A 17,131-nucleotide genomic window follows, 5' to 3' on the forward strand; every position below is an offset into this window, starting at 1 on the left:
GCGGCGTTAGAGCGGCTGCGCACGGGGCCACGAGGCCCGACCTCATGGCGCAGGCCCCGCCTCCGACTCTCCTCCAAAGTTGGGCCGTTGACGGCGTAGGCGTCGCGCGCGCTACTTGCGCTGCGCGGGCCGCCAGCGCCCATCCATCAGGGAAGTCACCATGTCAGCGACCCCGCTTCGTCCCGAGACGCTCGCCGTTCACGCCGGCTGGCGCGCCGATCCCTCGACCGGCTCGGTCGCCGTGCCGATCCACCAGACCACATCCTACCAGTTCCGCGACACCGAGCACGCCTCGGCGCTGTTCGCCTTGCAGGAGCTGGGCAACGTCTACACGCGGATCATGAACCCGACGACCGACGTGCTCGAGAAGCGCATCGCCGCGCTGGAGGGCGGCGCCGCGGCCCTGGCGGTGGCGTCCGGACAGGCGGCCTCGGCCTATTCGGTGCAGAACCTGGCGCGCGCCGGAGACAACATCGTCAGTTCCACCGACCTCTACGGCGGCACCTGGAACCTGTTCGCCAACACCCTGCGCGACCAGGGGATAGAGGTGCGGTTCGTCGACCCGGCGGACCCCGAGAGCTTCCGCCGCGCGACCGACGATCGTACGCGCGCCTACTACGCAGAGACCCTGCCGAACCCGAAGCTGCAGGTGTTCCCCATCGCCGAGGTGGCGGCCATCGGGCGCGCCTTCGGCGTGCCGCTGATCATGGACAACACCGCCGCCCCCCTGCTCTGCCGGCCGTTCGACCACGGCGCGGCGATCATCGTCTATTCGGCCACGAAGTACCTGGGCGGGCACGGCACCTCGATCGGCGGCCTGATCGTCGACGGCGGCAATTTCGACTGGGAGGCGGCCGGCGAGCGCCAGCCGCTGCTGAACACCCCGGACAGGTCCTACCATGGCGCGGTGTGGAGCCAGGCCGCCAAGCCGCTCGGGCCGATCGCCTACATCCTGCGCGCCCGCGTGGTGGCGCTGCGCGACTTGGGCGCGGCGATGTCGCCATTCAACGCCTTCCAGATCATCCAGGGCGTGGAGACGGTGGCCCTGCGCATCGAGCGGCACTGCGCCAACGCCCAGGCGGTCACCGACTATCTGGCCAAGCGCAAGGGCGTCAGCCGGGTGATCCACCCCTCGCAGCAGACGGGGACGGCGCGCACGCGGGCCGACACCTACCTCAAGGGCGGCTATGGCGGTCTGGTGGGCTTCGAGTTGGAAGGCGGCGTGGAGACGGGCCGGCGGTTCATCGACGCGCTGCAGCTCTTCTACCACGTGGCCAATATCGGCGACGCGCGCAGCTTGGCGATCCATCCGGCCTCGACCACCCACTCGCAGCTGACGCCCGACGAACAGGCCGCCACCGGTGTGTCACCCGGCTATGTGCGGCTGTCGGTCGGCATCGAGCACATCGACGACATCATCGCCGATCTTGAGCAGGCGCTGAGCGCGGCGCTGGGCTGACGGCCGTGTCGTGCGTTGACTGTGTGAGGATGCCGCCCATCAGACGTCGGCGTTGAACTTATGTGCTAGGATTGCGACATAAGTTGCTTGGCGCGGCCCCAGGCGCTGCGCCCGATCTGGAGTTCAGGCATGTCCATCACCGACGTCATCGAGACCGAGCACCGCACGGGTCAGATCAAGATCCACGGTCCCGAGGGCTTCGAGGGCATGCGCCGCGCCGGCAGGCTGGCGGCGGAATGCCTGGACATGCTGACCCCCCACGTCGTGCCGGGGGTGGTCACCGACCACCTGGACCGACTGGCGCGTGAGTTCATCCTCGATCACGGGGCGATCCCAGCGTGCCTGTTCTATCGAGGCTACGCCAAGACCGTGTGCATCTCGCCGAACCATGTGGTCTGCCACGGCATCCCTGGCGAGCGGACGCTGCGCGAAGGCGACATCGTCAATATCGACGTGACCGTCATCGTCGACGGCTGGCACGGCGATACTTCGCGCATGTACGGCGTGGGCCCGGTATCGCCGCGCGCCAAGCGTCTGATCGACGTGACCTACGAAGGCCTGGAACGCGGGCTCGCCGAGGTGAAGCCCGGCGCGCGCACTGGCGACATCGGCCACGCCATCCAGAGCTATGTGGAGTCGATGCGCTGTTCGGTGGTGCGCGACTTCTGCGGCCACGGGCTGGGGCGCGTGTTCCACGACGCCCCGAACATCCTGCACTTCGGCCACAAGGGCATGGGCGAACTGCTGCGGCCGGGCATGTTCTTCACCATCGAGCCGATGGTGAACCTGGGCAAGCATCCGGTGAAGCTGCTGTCCGACGGCTGGACGGCGGTGACGCGCGACAAGTCGCTGTCGGCCCAGTGCGAGCATTCCGTGGCTGTCACCGAGACCGGCTACGAAGTGTTCACCGTCTCGCCGACCGGCCAGTTCCGGCCCCCCGTCGAGAGCGCCTGAGGCCGCCGTCTCAGGTTTTCGACAGGCTTGCCAAGTCAGAACATCTGGTGAACATTGACGCTCATGGAGCGTCAGAACCCATCCGCATTCGCCGAAAGCCCCGGCCTGCAGCCGGAGCTTTGGGCTCCGCGAGCGACCAAGCCCGCGCCGCACCACCTGGGCCACCGCGAGCGTTTGCGTGAGCGGGCGCGGGCGGGCGGTCTCGCCGCCCTGCCCGACTACGAACTGCTGGAGGCCTTCCTGTTCCGCAGCGTCGCCAGGGGCGACGTGAAGCCGCTCGCCAAGGCCTTGCTCGCGCGGTTTGGCGGCTTTTCCGGCGTGCTGGGCGCGACGATCGATGAGCTGAAGACGGTGAGCGGCGTGGGCGACGCCGTCGCTTTGGACATCAAGCTGCTGCACGAGGCGGCGTTGCGACAGACGCGCGAGGCGATCGGCAAGCGCCGGGTGATCTCCTCATGGACCGCGTTGCTGGCCTATGTGCGCACCGCGCTGGCGCACGAGACGCGTGAACAGTTCCGCGTGTTGTTCCTCGACAAGAAGAACCAGCTGATCGCCGACGAAGTGTTGGGCCGCGGCACCGTCGACCACGCGCCGGTCTATCCGCGCGAGGTGGCGCGCCGCGCACTGGAGTTGTCGGCCAGCGCCCTGATCCTGGTGCACAACCATCCCTCCGGCGATCCCTCGCCATCCAGCGCCGACGTGGACATGACGCGGCAGGTGGCGGACGCGGCCAGGGTGCTGCGCATCGCTGTCCACGACCACCTGGTGGTCGGCCGCGACGGTGTGGCGAGTTTCAAGTCGCTGGGGCTGCTGTAGGCGCTAGACGCCCATCTGAACCGAGGCCAGGTCGAACGCGCCGTGGCGGCGTTCGGCCAGGGCCATCAGATCGACGTAGAGGGTGGAGAACATCGCTTGGCCGATGGGCGCGTAGCTGCGTGAGCGCAGGTGCGCTTCAATGGGACTGTCGCCGGCGCCGGTCTTCAGATTATTGAACGCCTCGAAGTCCTCGATGATGATGGCGGTGGGACGCGAGCGGCCGAAGTCCAGGGTCTCCAGAACCACCAAGTCGAAGCCTTCGCAGTCCACCGACAGCAGGTCGATGCGGCCATCGGGGAAATGCTCGTCGATGATCGCCTGCAACGGCCGGACGGGGACGTTGAGAGGCTCGCGCAGCTGGGTTTCGCGCCTCGCCGCCTGGACCTGGTCTGGAGAGAAGGTATTCCGCTTACCGTCTTCAAACCGGTAATAGGTCATCTGCGACGAGGCGGACGCGATCCCTTCGGTCACATGGATGTCGCGCGGCCGCATGCGGCGAAACAGCAGGGCCGCGTCGGGGTTGGGCTCGATGGTCAAGCCCGACCAGCCACGAAGGTAGAGCTTGTAGGTGTTGGAACCGCGCCACGCGTGATAGGCGCCGGCGTCGACATAGCGGCCCGATCGTCCCGGAGACAGGCTGTGGGCGAGCAGCAGATCCTCGCCGTACTGCGAGAACGTCACCGAACGGGCGACCTTCATCAGCGCCGACAGCGCCATCAGATTCGCGCGAACCGCCTTCATCGCGCCCTCCCTGGCTGCTCGATCAATGGCAAAGCTAGCACACGCCCGAGGCAAGGTGCGAAGACCCAACCCATCGATGAAACCGGACTGCCAAAGGGTCAGGCGGCGCGCGAGAATCGGGCGTCCGCAATGCGCTCGCCATCGACTTGCAACATGACCGGCGTAAAGGAACTGCCATGACCCTCAAATCGAAGACCGCTCTCATCACCGGTTCCACCAGTGGAATCGGCCTCGCCATCGCGCGTGCGCTCGCCGCAGAGGGTTGCGACGTCGCCATCAACGGACTGGGCGACCCAGCTGATATCGAGAAGGAGCGCGCCGGCATCGCCGCCGACTTCGGCGTCAAGGCGATCTATGCCGCCGCCGACATGACCAAACCCGCCGAGATCGCCGCGATGATCGCCCAGGCCGAGCGCGAACTGGGGAGTCTGGACATCCTGGTGAACAACGCCGGCATCCAGTTCGTGTCACCGGTCGAGGAGTTCCCGATCGACAAGTGGGACGCGATCATCGCGATCAACATGTCGGCCGCCTTCCATGCGATGCGAGCCGCCGTGCCCGGCATGAAGCAGCGCGGCTGGGGGCGGATCATCTCCACCGGCAGCGCCCACTCCCTGGTCGCCTCGCCGTTCAAGGCCGCCTACGTCACCGCCAAACATGGCGTCGCGGGTCTGACCAAGACCGTGGCTCTGGAGGTCGCGACGCACGGGGTGACCGTCAACCTGATCAGCCCGGGCTATGTCTGGACGCCGTTGGTCGAGAAGCAGATTCCCGACACTATGAAGGCCCGCAACCTGACCCGCGATCAGGTGATCAACGACGTCCTGCTGACCGCCCAGCCGACCCACGAATTCGTCAAGCCCGAGGAAGTGGCCGCGCTGGTGGTGTTCCTGTGCTCGGAGGCCGCCAAGCAGATCACCGGCGCCAACCTGTCCATGGACGGCGGCTGGACGGCGGCTTAGGTCGCCTCCGGCACGCCCTTAGACGCCCGCCTGCGCAGCGCGCTCCCACTCTAGGAAATCCGGCTGTTCCAGCAGGCGCTCGGCATAGGCTCCGGCCGCGCCCGCATCGCCGTAGTCGCTGGGGTGGATCGAATAGGTCCGAAAGCGCGTCGCCACCGGCGTGTAATAGGCGTCGGCGATCGACCATTCGCCCAGCAGGTACGGGCCGCCGAACCGGGTCAGCAGGTCGTTCCACAAACGCACGATCCGCCGCACGTTGGCCTGGGTAAGATCGGAGATCTCGACGGACTTGGGCTGGTCTTCAAGGGCCATTGGGCATTCGCCGCGAAGGGAGGCGAAGCCGGAGTGCATCTCTGCCGCCGCGGCGCGGCCCAGCGCGCGGGCGGCGGGGTCGGCGGGCCACAGTTTCGCCTGCGGGAACCGCTCGGCCAGGTACTCGCAGATCGCCAGAGAATCCCAGATCGCCACGTCGCCGTCCTTCAGCAACGGGATCAGGCCGCTCGGGGAATGCGGGCGGATGGCGGCTTCGGTCGCGCCGTCCTGCTGGCGAAGCTGGATCAGCGTCTCGGTGAACGGCTCGCCCGTGCGCTTGAGCACCAGCCAGGGGCGCAGCGTCCAGGTCGACCACCGCTTCGTACCGATCACCAGTTCCATGGCGTGACCTTCCTGTGGGTTTGACTTCAGCGCGGATTAGTCCCGCCCGGCTTGTGCGGCAAGAAGCGGCGAGCCGACGGGCGGTTCCACGCCGGTCAGGCCTCCGGCGGCTTGACAGGGTCGCCTGCGTGGCGTGCAAAGCGCGCATGATCCCCAGGTACGCCCGCAAGGAAGCCGCCGACATCTGGTCGCCCCAGACCCGGTTCCGCATCATGTTCGAGATCGAGGCCCACGCCGCCGACGCGATGGCCGAGTTGGGCGTGATCCCGAAGCTCGCCGCCCAGGCCATCTGGGAAAAGGGCCGCGACGTGATCTTCGACGTCGAACGCATCGACGCCATCGAGCGCGAGGTGAAGCACGACGTCATCGCCTTCCTGACCCACGTGACCGAGCTGGTTGGCCCTGAGGCGCGTTTCCTCCACCAGGGCATGACCTCGTCCGACGTGAACGACACGGCTCTGGCCGTGCAGCTGTCGCGCGCCACCGACCTGCTGATCGAGGACGTCGATCTGGTGCTGACGGCGCTGAAGCGCCGCGCTTTCGAGCACAAGCTGACGCCGACGGTGGGCCGCAGCCACGCGATTCACGCCGAGCCGACGACGTTCGGACTGAAGCTCGCCGGCCACTATGCCGAATTCCAGCGCGCTAAGGAGCGCTTGGCGATGGCGAAATTCGAGATCGCCACCTGCGCGATCTCCGGCGCCGTCGGCACCTTCGCCAACGTCTCCCCGTTGGTCGAGGCGCACGTGGCCGAAAAGATGGGCTTGGCGGTGGAGCCGGTCTCCACCCAGGTGATCCCCCGCGACCGCCACGCGGCCTATTTCGCCGCTCTGGGCGTGGTGGCGAGCTCGGTCGAGCGCCTGGCGGTGGAGATCCGCCACCTGCAGCGCACCGAGGTGCTGGAGGCGGAGGAGCCGTTCGATCCGGGCCAGAAGGGCTCCAGCGCCATGCCGCACAAGCGCAACCCGATCCTTACCGAGAATCTTACGGGTCTCGCACGCCTCGTGCGTTCGGCGGTGACGCCGGCGATGGAGAACGTCGCGCTCTGGCACGAACGCGACATCAGCCACTCCTCGGTCGAGCGCGCCATCGCGCCGGACGCCACGATCCATCTGGACTTCGCGCTTCGCCGGCTGGCCGGGGTGGTCGAGCGTCTGGTGATCTATCCTGAGAACATGCTGAAGAACCTCAACCGCTTAGGCGGATTGGTTCATTCGCAACGGGTGCTGCTGGCGCTGACCCAGAAGGACCAGGCGCGTGAGACCGCCTACACCGCCGTTCAGCGCAACGCGATGAAGGTATGGCGCGGCGAGGGCGAGTTCATAGAACTGCTGAAGGCCGATCCGGACGTGCGCCCGCACCTGACCGACGCCGAACTGGGCGACCTGTTCGACCTCGGCTACCACTTCAAGAATGTCGACGTGATCTTCGATCGGGTGTTCGGGCGGGGTTAAGCCCCTCCCGCATCCCGCGCCAGCCTCAGCCGGCGGTGCGGACCTGTTCGCGGGCCTGGGCCAGCAGTTCGGCCATCTTCATCCGCACGTCGCCTTCGGTGACCTGGACGCCGGACCCCTTGAGATCCTCGAACACCTTGCGCAGGACATCCTCGTCGCCGGGCAGTTCGAAGTCGGACTTCACCACGGCCTTCGAATAGTCCTCGATGTGCTGGCCTTCGAGGCCCATGAGGCCAGCCGCCCATGCGCCGAGCATGCGGTTGCGGCGCACGCCGGCCTTAAATTCCTGCTCCTGATCGAGCGCGAACTTTCTCTCGAAGCCCTGTTCCCGATCGTCGAAGGTGGTCATGTGATACCCGGTCTGCGCTAAGGTCGGCGTTGCATATCCTGCGGCGAGGCAGGTCGCAACGGAAACGCGCCGCCGCGCCGTTTGCGCCGCACCGCCGCATCCGCTAATTTCGCTCACGCCTCAAATGGAGCGAGAGGCCGACTCGGAGCCGCGCGCGCGAAGACTTTCGAACGCGCGCGTTTTCATTTTCCGAGCCTCGGTCAGCCCTCGCCCTCGGAGAAGGCGCTGAATGACCCGCCGCAAGAAGATCTACGAGGGCAAGGCCAAGATCCTGTACGAGGGTCCTGAGCCCGGCACTCTGATCCAGTATTTCAAGGACGACGCCACCGCTTTCGACGGCCAGAAAAAGGCTGTCCTGGAGGGCAAGGGCGTCATCAACAACCGCATCAGCGAATCGATCATGACGCGGTTGAACGCCATCGGCGTGCAGAACCACTTCATCAAACGCCTGAACCTGCGCGAGCAATTGATCCGCGAAGTGGAGATCATCCCGCTCGAGGTGGTGTGCCGCAACGTCGCCGCCGGCAGCCTGTCAAAGCGCTTCGGCCTGCCGGAAGGCCAGGCCCTGCCCCGCTCGATCATCGAGTTCTACCTGAAGGACGACAAGCTCTCGGACCCAATGGTCTCGGAAGAGCACATCACCGCGTTCAACTGGGCCTCGACCCAGGAGATCGACGACATGATGGCGCTCACCCTTCGGGTGAACGACTTCCTCACTGGCATGTTTGGCGCTGTCGGAATCACGCTCGTGGACTTCAAGATCGAGTACGGCCGCATCTGGGAGAATGATTTCGCCCGGGTGATCCTGGCCGACGAGATCAGCCCGGATTCCTGCCGGCTGTGGGATTCGACCACCAACGAGAAGCTCGACAAGGACCGCTTCCGCCGCGACCTGGGCGACGTGATCGAGAGCTACACCGAAGTGGCGCGGCGTCTCGGGATCATGAAGGAGATGCCGACGGTGATCCAAGGGGGCCTGCACTAGCATGCGCGCCAAGGTTCAGGTGTTCCTCAAGCCCGGCGTCCTCGACGTTCAGGGCAAGGCCGTCGAGCACGCGCTGCATGGCCTGGGCTGGGGGGACGTGGCCGACGTGCGCGTCGGCCGCACCATCGAATTCGACCTGAAGTCGGCAGACGCGACAGCCGCCGAGGCCGAGGTCAAGGCGATGTGCGAGAAGCTGCTCGCCAACACGGTGATCGAGGGCTACCGGGTCGAGGTGGCGTGAGCCGAGCCGGCCTGTCCGCATTGGCGGCGCTGGCGCTGGGCGCCTGCGGGTCGCCGCCGCAGACCCCGTCCACCCGGCCGGCCTTCGTCCTCGACTGCGACAAGGGGTTCGCGGTGCTGAGCGCACGGATCGCCGCCGACCCGGACCTGGTGAAGGCGCCGGCGACGCCGGGCGAACCCTACGACGTCTATAACGCGACCGACGGCCATGCCTCGTTCTTCGTCACCCAGAAGGCCGCGCCCGGACACCCGGCGATCGTCATGCAGCAGCCCGAGCGGGTTGGCGGCAAGCTGGACATGAAGAACACCGGCTGCCCCTACGGACAGCGCAAAGGCTATGACGAGTTGATCACCTATCTGGAGATCATCGGCCGCGTGGCCGCGCCCGCACAGAACCGCTGACGTCCGCTCAAATCCTGATAGAAGCCCGCCCATGAAAGCCGCCGTCGTCGTCTTCCCCGGATCCAACTGCGACCGGGACTGCAAAGTCGCCATCGAGCGCTCCACGGGCGCGCACGTCGACATGGTGTGGCACGGCGACAGCGCCCTGCCCCAAGGCGTCGATCTGGTCGTGCTGCCGGGCGGCTTCTCCTACGGCGACTACCTGCGCTGCGGGGCGATGGCCGCGCTCTCGCCGGTGATGAGCGACGTCAAGGCCGCGGCCGAGCGCGGCGTCGCGGTGGTCGGCATCTGCAACGGCTTCCAGATCCTCTGCGAGGCCGGGCTTCTGCCGGGCGCGCTGCTGCGCAACGAACGGCTGAAGTATGTCTGCAAAAGCGTCGATCTCGCCGTCGCCAACGCCCAGACCCGCTTCACCGCCGGCTACGCCGGACGGCGCGAGGTGCGCATGACGGTGGGCAACGGCGAGGGCAACTTCTTCGCCGACGACGCCACACTCGACCGACTGGAGGGCGAGGGCCAAGTGGCGTTCCGCTATCTGGACAACCCCAACGGCTCGGCCCGCGACATCGCCGGCGTGGTCAACGCGCGCGGCAACGTCCTGGGCCTGATGCCGCACCCCGACCGCGCCTTCGAGGCGGAACTCGGCAGCGCCGACGGCGCCCTGCTGTTCCAGAGCGCGCTTGCCAGCGCCTGAGACGCAGGAGCCGGGCGGCCTATCGCGCCCGTCCACGAGTCCGGCTAGAACGCCCGCCATGAGCGCGCAACCTGCCAAGACCCTCGCCGAGACGGCGGCCGAGTACGGGCTGAAGCCCGAGGAATTCGACCTCATCATCCAGCGGCTGAACCGAGAACCCAACGCCGTCGAGTTGGGCGTGTTCTCGGTGATGTGGAGCGAGCACTGCTCCTACAAATCCAGCCGCAAGCACCTGGGCAAGTTCCCGACCAGCGGGCCACGGGTGATTCAGGGACCGGGCGAGAACGCCGGCGTGGTGGACATCGGCGACGGCCAGGCCTGCATCTTCAAGATGGAGAGCCACAACCACCCCTCCTACATCGAGCCCTACCAGGGCGCCGCGACCGGCGTCGGCGGCATCATGCGCGACGTCTTCACCATGGGCGCGCGGCCCGTGGCCCTGCTGAACGCGCTGCGATTCGGCGATCCCAGTCACCCAAAGACCAAGCGGCTGGTGGCGGGCGTGGTGGCCGGCATCGGCGGCTACGGCAACTGCGTCGGCGTGCCAACCGTCGCCGGCGAGACCAATTTTCACCGCGGCTACGACGGCAACATCCTGGTCAACGCCATGTGCGTGGGCCTGGCCGATGCAGACAAGATCTTCTACTCGGCCGCGCCGTCCGCCGGACTGCCGGTGGTCTATTTCGGATCAAAGACCGGCCGCGACGGCATCCACGGGGCGACCATGGCCTCGGCCGAGTTCGACGACGCCTCCGATGAGAAGCGCCCCACGGTCCAGGTCGGCGACCCGTTCGCCGAAAAGCTGCTGATCGAGGCGACGCTGGAGCTGATGGCGTCGGGCGCGGTGGCCGCCATCCAGGACATGGGCGCGGCCGGCCTCACCTCGTCCTCCGTCGAGATGGCCGGCAAGGGCGGCGTCGGCATCGAACTCGACCTCGACCAGGTGCCGCAGCGCGAGGCGGGCATGAGCGCCTATGAGATGATGCTGTCGGAGAGCCAGGAACGCATGCTGGCGATCCTCAAGCCCGGCCGCGAAGCCGACGGACAGCGTATCTTCCAGAAGTGGGGCCTGGACGCCGCAACGATCGGCTTCACCACAGACACCGGCCATATCGTCTTGAAACACAAAGGTGAAATCGTCTGCGACCTACCCCTCGCGCCGCTGTCGGACGACGCGCCGCTGTACGATCGGCCGTGGGTCGCGCCGACCCTACAGCCCAGGCTGTCGCCCTCCGAGGTGCCTGCGCCGGCCGACTACGGTCAGGCGATCCTGACCTTGCTGGGATCGCCCGACATGGCCTCCAAGCGCTGGCTCTGGGAGCAGTACGACCGCCACGTGATGGCTGACACCCTGGAAGATTCCGCCACCGGGGCGGACGCGGGCATCGTGCGCGTGCATGGCACCCGCAAGGCGCTGGCGGTCACCTCCGACTGCACCCCGCGCTATGTGCAGAACGATCCCTACGAGGGCGGAAAGCAGGCCGTCGCCGAGGCCTGGCGCAACCTGACGGCGGTCGGCGCCGACCCCATCGCCATCACCGACAACCTGAACTTCGGCAATCCGGAACGGCCCGAGATCATGGGCCAGATCGTACGCGCCATCGAGGGCATGGCCGAGGCCTGCCGCGCGCTGGACTTCCCGGTCGTGAGCGGGAACGTGTCGCTCTACAACGAGACCAACGGGGCGGCCATTCCGCCGACGCCGACGGTGGGCGCGGTGGGCCTGATCGCCGACTACGCGCGCCGAGCGGATTTTGCGAGCCTGAAGGCTGGCGACGCCCTTGTGCTGCTGGGCGAGACGCGGGGCGAACTGGGGGCGAGCCTCTATCTGCGCGAACTGCTGGGGCGTGAGGACGGCGCGCCGCCACCGGTCGATCTGGCCGGCGAACGACGAGCCGGCGATCTGGTCCGCAGCCTCATTGTCTCCGGCCAAGTCACTGTCGTACATGACCTTTCCGACGGTGGGTTGATTTCCGCCGCGGCCGATCTGGCGCTCGCGTCCGACGTCGGCGTCAGCCTGCTGTTGCCGGATGGTCTGCCCGCCCACGCCGCCTTGTTCGGCGAGGACCAAGGCCGCTACGTGCTGGCCGCGGCCCAGCCCGATGCGATCCTGCGCGCCGCCGCCGCGGCCGGCGTACCCGCCACGGTGATCGGCGAGGCGAGCGGCGCATCGCTCCGCGCCAACGGGATGTTCGACATCCCGCTCCCCGAACTTCGCCGGGCGTGGGAGCATTGGATGCCGGCCTACATGGGGTGAGCGCGATGGGCGCACTGCTCGTCAATATCGACGTACCGGACGCGGCCGCCGCCGAGCGCTTCTACGTGGAGGCCTTCGGCCTGACGCCGAACCGCCGGTTCGGAACCAGTGGCGTTGAACTCTTCGGCTGGCCATCACCTGTCTATCTGCTCGAAAAGCCTGTCGGCTCGATCGGCGCGGCTGACCAACCGCGCGACTACACGCGCCATTGGTGCCCGGTGCATCTGGATGTCGTCGTCGACGACATCGAGGCGGCATTGGCTCGCGCCGTGGCCGCGGGAGCCCGACCGGAGACCGAGGTTCGCACCGAGGCATGGGGCGCGATCGTCACCCTCGCCGACCCCTTCGGCCACGGAATCTGCCTGATCCAGTTCCTCAACCGCGGCTACGACGAGATCGCCGTGCGGGCTTAGGGCGATCCTCTAACGCGTCGCCTGTTCCAGCAGCCTGAGCGCGGCGGCGGCGAAGGCCCGCATGTTGGCCTCGCGGTCGTCGACGCCGGTCTCCAGGGTGACGGCCAGTTCCGCCGGACCGCTCAATGCGATGCAGGTGTGGCCCGCGGCGTCGCCATAGGGGTTGCCGGTGGGCCCGGCCGCCCCTGTCTCCGACAGACCCCAGGTGGATCCGAATCGCTCTCTCGACGTCCGCGCCAGCAGCAGCGCATAGGGCTCGCTGGCCGACCGCATGCCGACCACCGCTTCGCGCGGCAGGTCCATCAGCACCATCCGCGCCTTGGCCGTGTAGACCACCGCGCCGCCGAGGAAATAGGCCGAAGCGCCAGCCACCGACAGCAAGGCCGCGGCGATCAGCCCGCCCGCAGAGGATTCGGCGACCGAAACGGTTTCGCCGCGGGCTTTCAACTGCTCTCCCACGACCTGCGCCAAGCGCGTAAGCTCTTCCATATTGCAATCTCCGGTCGCCGGCGATTCTGCGACGCTATGACGCCGTTAAGGTTTCTAGCGCATGACCGAGGGTGGAGTGGAGCTATCCCATGCCGATGCCGATGGCGGAGCTTGAGGACGCCTTGCGTGAGGCGTTCCCGGACGCGGAGATTCATGTGGAGGATCTAGCCGGCGACGGCGACCATTACCGTGCGCGAATCACTTCGGCGGCGTTCAGCGGCCTGAACCGGATCAAGCAGCACCAACTCGTCTACGGCGCCCTGAAGGGCAAGGTGGGCGGGGAGCTGCATGCGCTGGCGCTTGAAACCGTGGCGCGAGACTAGGACGAGCCTGGCGATGCGCTACCGTCACTTCGGCGATTCCGGCAAGGCGGTCTCCGCAGTCAGCCTGCTCCTGACCGAGACGCCGGGCGTCAACAGCGCCGCCCAATGGCGCAGCATGATCTTCTCGGCCATGGAAAACGGGGTCAACTGCTTCGACGCGCCCGCCGGTTGCGAGGCGATCGAGGAGGGCCTGGGCGCGGCCCTGCAGGCGGTCGAGCGCCGGCTGCTGTTCGTCATCCTGCGCGTGCGGGGCGACCATCGGGCGCCAATGAACGCCGCGCGCCTGTCGGAGCTCCTGCGAGGCGCGCTGAGCCGCACAGGCGCGGCCTATTTCGATGTACTCATGCTGGATTCCGCCGCGATCGCGAGCCTGACCCAGGATGGGCGCGAACTCTTGGCTGAGGTGCGCGCCGCGGCCATCGCACTGAAGATCGGCGTCAGCGGCGACGACGACATCGCCGCGTCCTGCATCGGGGCCGAACCGTTCGACGTCCTCGCCACCCCGTTCAACCTGGTCTCAGGGTGGACTGAGCGTCGCCGCCTGCGGGAGGCCGCAGACGCCAACATGGTCATCATCGCCTACGACCCCGCGCCCCTAGAGATGCTGCAGGCGAACGGCGCGGGAGTCGGCAAAGCCACCCACAAGAACCCACTGAACGGCACCGGCACCTACGCCTTCCTCCACGACACCCGCGGCTGGACCGCCGAGGAGTTGTGCCTGGCCTATGTGCTGACCGAGCCGTCGCTGGCCACCGTCCAGTGCCAGATCGCCCACGCCGAGATGATCGAGAAATTGGCCAATGTCGCCGAGCGCGATCCGCCGACCGGCCTCAGCGCCCAGATCGAGATGGCGCGCTTTAGTACAGAACGCGAGCGGCAGAAGAAGCGCGCCTGATCGTCACCTTGACCTGAGGCTGCGCGCTCCCTAGCTCTCATGTGACCGCGCTTTTGAAAGAAACGCCCATGACCGACGTCGCCGTCGCCAATCCGATCCACGATTTCCTGGCCGCCGCCGTCGCGGAGAACCCGGTCGTGGTGTTCATGAAGGGTGTGCCGGAACAGCCGCGCTGCGGCTTCTCGGCCATCGTGGTGCAGATCCTCGATCACCTGGGGGTCGACTTCGTCGGCGTCGACGTGCTGCAGGACGACGCCCTGCGCAGCGGCGTGAAGTCGTTCTCGGACTGGCCGACGATCCCGCAGCTCTACGTCAAGGGTGAGTTCGTCGGCGGCTCCGACATCGTGCGCGAGATGTTCGAGTCCGGCGAACTGAAGTCGCTGTTCGCCGAACAAGGCCTGCTGCACTAACACTTCAGCGGGTGCGGGCGATGAGGCGCGGCGAGGGGTAGAAGCTCGGCGGGTCTTGCCTCGGCGCCCCGCAGATCTTCACCGGATAGGCTTGCGCGCCCAAGCCGGGGACGCGCGGAGCCAGCTTGTAGACCGCGGTGCCGTCTCCCTGCAGACCGCGTGGCGGCGTCCCTCCCCCGATTGTCCCAGCGTCTGCGAAAGGCGCGCCCGGCTCATAGAGCATGTAGGTGAGCATCCAGACCGAGCCGCCCGGCATAGCCGCAGGCAGCATCGGCGCAACGCAACGCCAGTCCTGGCTGTCGATGGGGGCGGCCGTCCAGTCCATGTCCGCCAGTCCTGCCGCCTGACGATAGGCGAGGAAGGCGGGGATCGCGCCGTTCGGCACATACAGGCGGTCGGCCGGGCCTCGCTCGCTCGCGACCTCGGCCAGAGCCGGACGCAGATCGCCGATCGAGTACGGCGGATTGAGCGCGAAGCCCTTGGCGATCTCGGTCAGGCTGCTGGCCAGCATCAGCGCCAGCAACAGCAATAGCGGACCGCGATGCGGGCGCGAGCGCTCCACCAGCCAGTCGAGCCCGGCGCCCGCGGTCAGCACGAGCGTCGGGAGCATGAACAGCGTCAGGCGGTCGTACAGCGGATAGAGCTGCAGCGCAGAGGCCAGGAAGCCCGCGGCGAGGCCAGACCACCCCATCGCCGCAATCCAGGGCGAGCGGCGCGCCAGCAGGCAGACGCCCGCGAAGATCGCCAGGCCCACCGCAAAGCGTGAGTCGCGGCCGAACAGGAACTGCAGCGTTTCGCGCGGCCAGGTCGCGTACCACTTGAGATCGCCGATCGAGGTCGGCGGAAATGGCGCATAGACTTTGCGGACGAAGAAGTCGTGTGCGCCCCCGGTGGTCACCACAGTGTCGGCGGTCTGCGGCGCGTAGAACCCGATCATCAACACCCCGAACGCCGCCAACCAAAGCGCGCCAACCACCCCCAGGGCCAAGGCCTCGACGCCGCGCCTGGCGATCACGCGATGGGCGAACAGCACGCCGCCGACGCCCGCGAGTACGAACACCGAAGCGAGCGACAGGGTGACGGCGACCAGGCCGGTCAGCGCCAGCGCCACGAGCCAGCCCCAGCTGCGTCCGGCCCTAGCCAGAAGGATCACGCCCAGCAGCAATAGCGCCACAGCGAAGAACAGATCCACCTCGTAGGGCTTCACCTCGGCCGCATAGCGCAACAGCGGACGTGACAGCGCGAACAGGGCGAGCGCCGCTAGCGCCGCCCATGGACCCAGCACCCGCCGCGCGAGGGCGCGGAACAACACCAGGCCGCCCAGTCCCGCGACCAGAGATGGCAGGCGCAGGGCATATTCGCTGCGAAACGGCAGGTAGGAGGCGAGCTTCTCAAGCTGCAACCAGCCGATCGGCGCGACCTGATCGTACTCGAGGCGCCCCATAAGCTCGGTCGGGCTGAGGTGGCGGATGTTGAGGGCGATCATCGCCTCGTCCAGCCAGAACGCACGCCCGCCGACGAAGTGGCCGATTTGCAGCAGCGCGCCCACGGCGACGATCAGCCAACCGGCCGCCTCCAGTCGGTTGACGGTCTGGGTGGGTCGGGCGGAGCGATCAGCGTTCAATGTATCGACCAACGCGTGTTTGCGTCCTTGAACCCCGGCCGGAGACGGCCGCCCTGCCGATCGCCAATCCCATAATCATCGCCCTGGCGCTTTGCACGCGAAAGCTTGGGCGCGCCTCGCTTAGAGCAAAGTAACCGCAGGTTAGGCTTTCACGCCGCAGACTTCACCGGGTCAGGGGGCTGCTCCCCCAAAAGGCCAGGAAGGGAAACGGCATGGTCAGCGCTCTGCTATTGAGTGTGGGTTTCGCCGTCTTCGTCGCCGGTCCGGTGGCCTTTTACCGGCCGATGCCGCTCTAGCCGACCGATGCCGCCGGCGCGCAATGCGGCCGGGCGCACGAACTTCGATCATGGCATGCTCGTTGCAGCCTGACAGCTGCGCCGGGGCCTTGCGCCGCCGGCCGTTCTCGCGCGGAATGGACCAGATGACCCTCGAGCCGATGTCGAGCCGACCCGCCTGCCCGCGGCTCGGGCCTGGCCTGCGCGCCTGAAATGCTCGATGTCGCTATCATCGGGGCTGGCCTGATGGGCCGCTGGCACCTGGCCACGGCGCGCAGCCTGGGCGCCAGGATCGTCGCGGTCGTCGATCCGGACGCCACAGCCGCCACGGCGCTGGCCCGAAACGCTCCCGGCGCGCTCACCTATCCCACCACCGAGGCCATGTTGTCGGCGGGCGGCATCGTGGCTGCCCACGTCTGCACGCCCGCGGCGACACACCTGCCCATCGCGCTCGAACTGATCGGCGCGGGCGTGCATGCTCTGATCGAGAAACCGGTGGTCGAGACCCGCGACGAGGCCAAACAGCTGGCGCAGGCCGCGCTCGCCGCTGGCGTGCAGATCTGCCCCGTCCACCAATACGCCTTCCAGCCGGCCCTCAGCCGCGCGATCCGGCGTTTGCCGGCGCTGGGCGCCCTCAGGCGTATCGACCTGGACATATGCTCCGCGGGAGCCGAAGGCGGCCCGGTGGCGCGACAGACCGAAGTGCTGGGCGAGATCCTGCCCCATCCCCTCTCC

20 protein-coding genes are annotated in these 17,131 nt (G+C 67.5%); 15 read left to right on the top strand and 5 right to left on the bottom strand.

Annotated elements, in window-relative coordinates; translation table 11 throughout:
* Positions 1 to 160: 160 nt before the first annotated feature.
* From Q8R27_RS08440 to radC, 3 genes are all read left to right on the top strand, one after another.
* Entirely contained in the window at positions 161 to 1,459 is a 1,299-nt protein-coding gene (locus Q8R27_RS08440; protein WP_305698598.1) for an O-acetylhomoserine aminocarboxypropyltransferase/cysteine synthase family protein, read from the top strand.
* Positions 1,460 to 1,588: 129 nt separating this feature from the next.
* On the top strand, positions 1,589 to 2,413 hold the full coding sequence (gene map, locus Q8R27_RS08445; RefSeq protein WP_305698599.1) for a type I methionyl aminopeptidase: 825 nt from the start codon (positions 1,589 to 1,591) through the stop codon (positions 2,411 to 2,413).
* Positions 2,414 to 2,476: 63 nt separating this feature from the next.
* The gene (radC, locus tag Q8R27_RS08450; RefSeq protein WP_305698600.1) at positions 2,477 to 3,229 is read left to right on the top strand and encodes a DNA repair protein RadC; all 753 of its coding nucleotides are present in this window, start codon (positions 2,477 to 2,479) and stop codon (positions 3,227 to 3,229) included.
* Between the two features lie 3 nt (positions 3,230 to 3,232).
* Here the strand turns inward: radC and Q8R27_RS08455 are convergent, their stop codons facing one another.
* A complete protein-coding gene (locus Q8R27_RS08455; protein ID WP_305698601.1) occupies positions 3,233 to 3,970 on the bottom strand; it encodes an FkbM family methyltransferase in 738 nt (245 codons plus the stop codon).
* A gap of 176 nt (positions 3,971 to 4,146) precedes the next feature.
* On the opposite strand from Q8R27_RS08455, the gene Q8R27_RS08460 reads away from it, so the two are divergent.
* Positions 4,147 to 4,932, top strand: a complete 786-nt coding sequence (locus tag Q8R27_RS08460; protein WP_305698602.1) for a 3-hydroxybutyrate dehydrogenase — start codon at positions 4,147 to 4,149, stop codon at positions 4,930 to 4,932.
* 18 nt (positions 4,933 to 4,950) lie between these two features.
* Here the strand turns inward: Q8R27_RS08460 and Q8R27_RS08465 are convergent, their stop codons facing one another.
* Entirely contained in the window at positions 4,951 to 5,586 is a 636-nt protein-coding gene (locus Q8R27_RS08465) for a glutathione S-transferase family protein (protein ID WP_305698603.1), read from the bottom strand.
* Positions 5,587 to 5,732: 146 nt separating this feature from the next.
* On the opposite strand from Q8R27_RS08465, the gene purB reads away from it, so the two are divergent.
* On the top strand, positions 5,733 to 7,040 hold the full coding sequence (gene purB, locus Q8R27_RS08470; RefSeq protein ID WP_305698604.1) for an adenylosuccinate lyase: 1,308 nt from the start codon (positions 5,733 to 5,735) through the stop codon (positions 7,038 to 7,040).
* A gap of 25 nt (positions 7,041 to 7,065) precedes the next feature.
* Here the strand turns inward: purB and Q8R27_RS08475 are convergent, their stop codons facing one another.
* Complete coding sequence (locus Q8R27_RS08475) at positions 7,066 to 7,389, bottom strand: DUF1476 domain-containing protein (RefSeq protein ID WP_305596268.1); 324 nt, start codon at positions 7,387 to 7,389, stop codon at positions 7,066 to 7,068.
* A 229-nt stretch (positions 7,390 to 7,618) separates the two neighbouring features.
* Here Q8R27_RS08475 and purC point away from each other — a divergent pair, with 229 nt between their 5' ends.
* Genes purC through Q8R27_RS08505 form a run of 6 tightly spaced genes read left to right on the top strand, consistent with a single transcriptional unit; the run spans position 7,619 to position 12,380 of the window.
* The gene (gene purC, locus Q8R27_RS08480; protein WP_305596270.1) at positions 7,619 to 8,374 is read left to right on the top strand and encodes a phosphoribosylaminoimidazolesuccinocarboxamide synthase; all 756 of its coding nucleotides are present in this window, start codon (positions 7,619 to 7,621) and stop codon (positions 8,372 to 8,374) included.
* Position 8,375: 1 nt separating this feature from the next.
* Positions 8,376 to 8,615 (top strand): phosphoribosylformylglycinamidine synthase subunit PurS, encoded by a 240-nt coding sequence (gene purS / locus Q8R27_RS08485; RefSeq protein WP_305698605.1) that lies wholly within the window; start codon positions 8,376 to 8,378, stop codon positions 8,613 to 8,615.
* Positions 8,612 to 9,016: a hypothetical protein gene (locus tag Q8R27_RS08490; protein ID WP_305698606.1), complete on the top strand. Its 405-nt coding sequence runs from the start codon at positions 8,612 to 8,614 to the stop codon at positions 9,014 to 9,016. Before purS ends, Q8R27_RS08490 begins: the two co-directional genes overlap by 4 nt.
* A gap of 31 nt (positions 9,017 to 9,047) precedes the next feature.
* On the top strand, positions 9,048 to 9,710 hold the full coding sequence (gene purQ, locus Q8R27_RS08495; protein ID WP_305698607.1) for a phosphoribosylformylglycinamidine synthase subunit PurQ: 663 nt from the start codon (positions 9,048 to 9,050) through the stop codon (positions 9,708 to 9,710).
* Positions 9,711 to 9,768: 58 nt separating this feature from the next.
* Entirely contained in the window at positions 9,769 to 11,967 is a 2,199-nt protein-coding gene (purL, locus tag Q8R27_RS08500; protein WP_305698608.1) for a phosphoribosylformylglycinamidine synthase subunit PurL, read from the top strand.
* A 5-nt stretch (positions 11,968 to 11,972) separates the two neighbouring features.
* Positions 11,973 to 12,380 carry a VOC family protein gene (locus Q8R27_RS08505; RefSeq protein ID WP_305698609.1) on the top strand — a complete coding sequence of 136 codons (408 nt, stop codon included), beginning with the start codon at positions 11,973 to 11,975 and terminating at the stop codon, positions 12,378 to 12,380.
* 9 nt (positions 12,381 to 12,389) lie between these two features.
* On the opposite strand, the gene Q8R27_RS08510 is transcribed toward Q8R27_RS08505, so the two are convergent.
* Entirely contained in the window at positions 12,390 to 12,869 is a 480-nt protein-coding gene (locus Q8R27_RS08510; protein ID WP_305698610.1) for a CinA family protein, read from the bottom strand.
* An 89-nt stretch (positions 12,870 to 12,958) separates the two neighbouring features.
* On the opposite strand from Q8R27_RS08510, the gene Q8R27_RS08515 reads away from it, so the two are divergent.
* From Q8R27_RS08515 to grxD, 3 genes are all read left to right on the top strand, one after another.
* Positions 12,959 to 13,192 carry a BolA family transcriptional regulator gene (locus Q8R27_RS08515; protein WP_305698611.1) on the top strand — a complete coding sequence of 78 codons (234 nt, stop codon included), beginning with the start codon at positions 12,959 to 12,961 and terminating at the stop codon, positions 13,190 to 13,192.
* A 13-nt stretch (positions 13,193 to 13,205) separates the two neighbouring features.
* The gene (locus Q8R27_RS08520) at positions 13,206 to 14,087 is read left to right on the top strand and encodes an aldo/keto reductase (protein WP_305698612.1); all 882 of its coding nucleotides are present in this window, start codon (positions 13,206 to 13,208) and stop codon (positions 14,085 to 14,087) included.
* A gap of 68 nt (positions 14,088 to 14,155) precedes the next feature.
* On the top strand, positions 14,156 to 14,497 hold the full coding sequence (gene grxD / locus Q8R27_RS08525; RefSeq protein ID WP_305596864.1) for a Grx4 family monothiol glutaredoxin: 342 nt from the start codon (positions 14,156 to 14,158) through the stop codon (positions 14,495 to 14,497).
* A gap of 4 nt (positions 14,498 to 14,501) precedes the next feature.
* On the opposite strand, the gene Q8R27_RS08530 is transcribed toward grxD, so the two are convergent.
* Entirely contained in the window at positions 14,502 to 16,133 is a 1,632-nt protein-coding gene (locus Q8R27_RS08530; protein ID WP_305698613.1) for a glycosyltransferase family 39 protein, read from the bottom strand.
* 476 nt (positions 16,134 to 16,609) lie between these two features.
* Between Q8R27_RS08530 and Q8R27_RS08535 the strand changes: the two genes are divergently transcribed.
* Positions 16,610 to 17,131, top strand: a 522-nt coding sequence (locus Q8R27_RS08535) for a Gfo/Idh/MocA family protein (RefSeq protein WP_305698614.1), incomplete at its 3' end; no start/stop codon positions are given.

Origin of the sequence: Phenylobacterium sp. (assembly GCF_030697305.1) — a bacterium.
Taxonomy (GTDB): domain Bacteria; phylum Pseudomonadota; class Alphaproteobacteria; order Caulobacterales; family Caulobacteraceae; genus Phenylobacterium.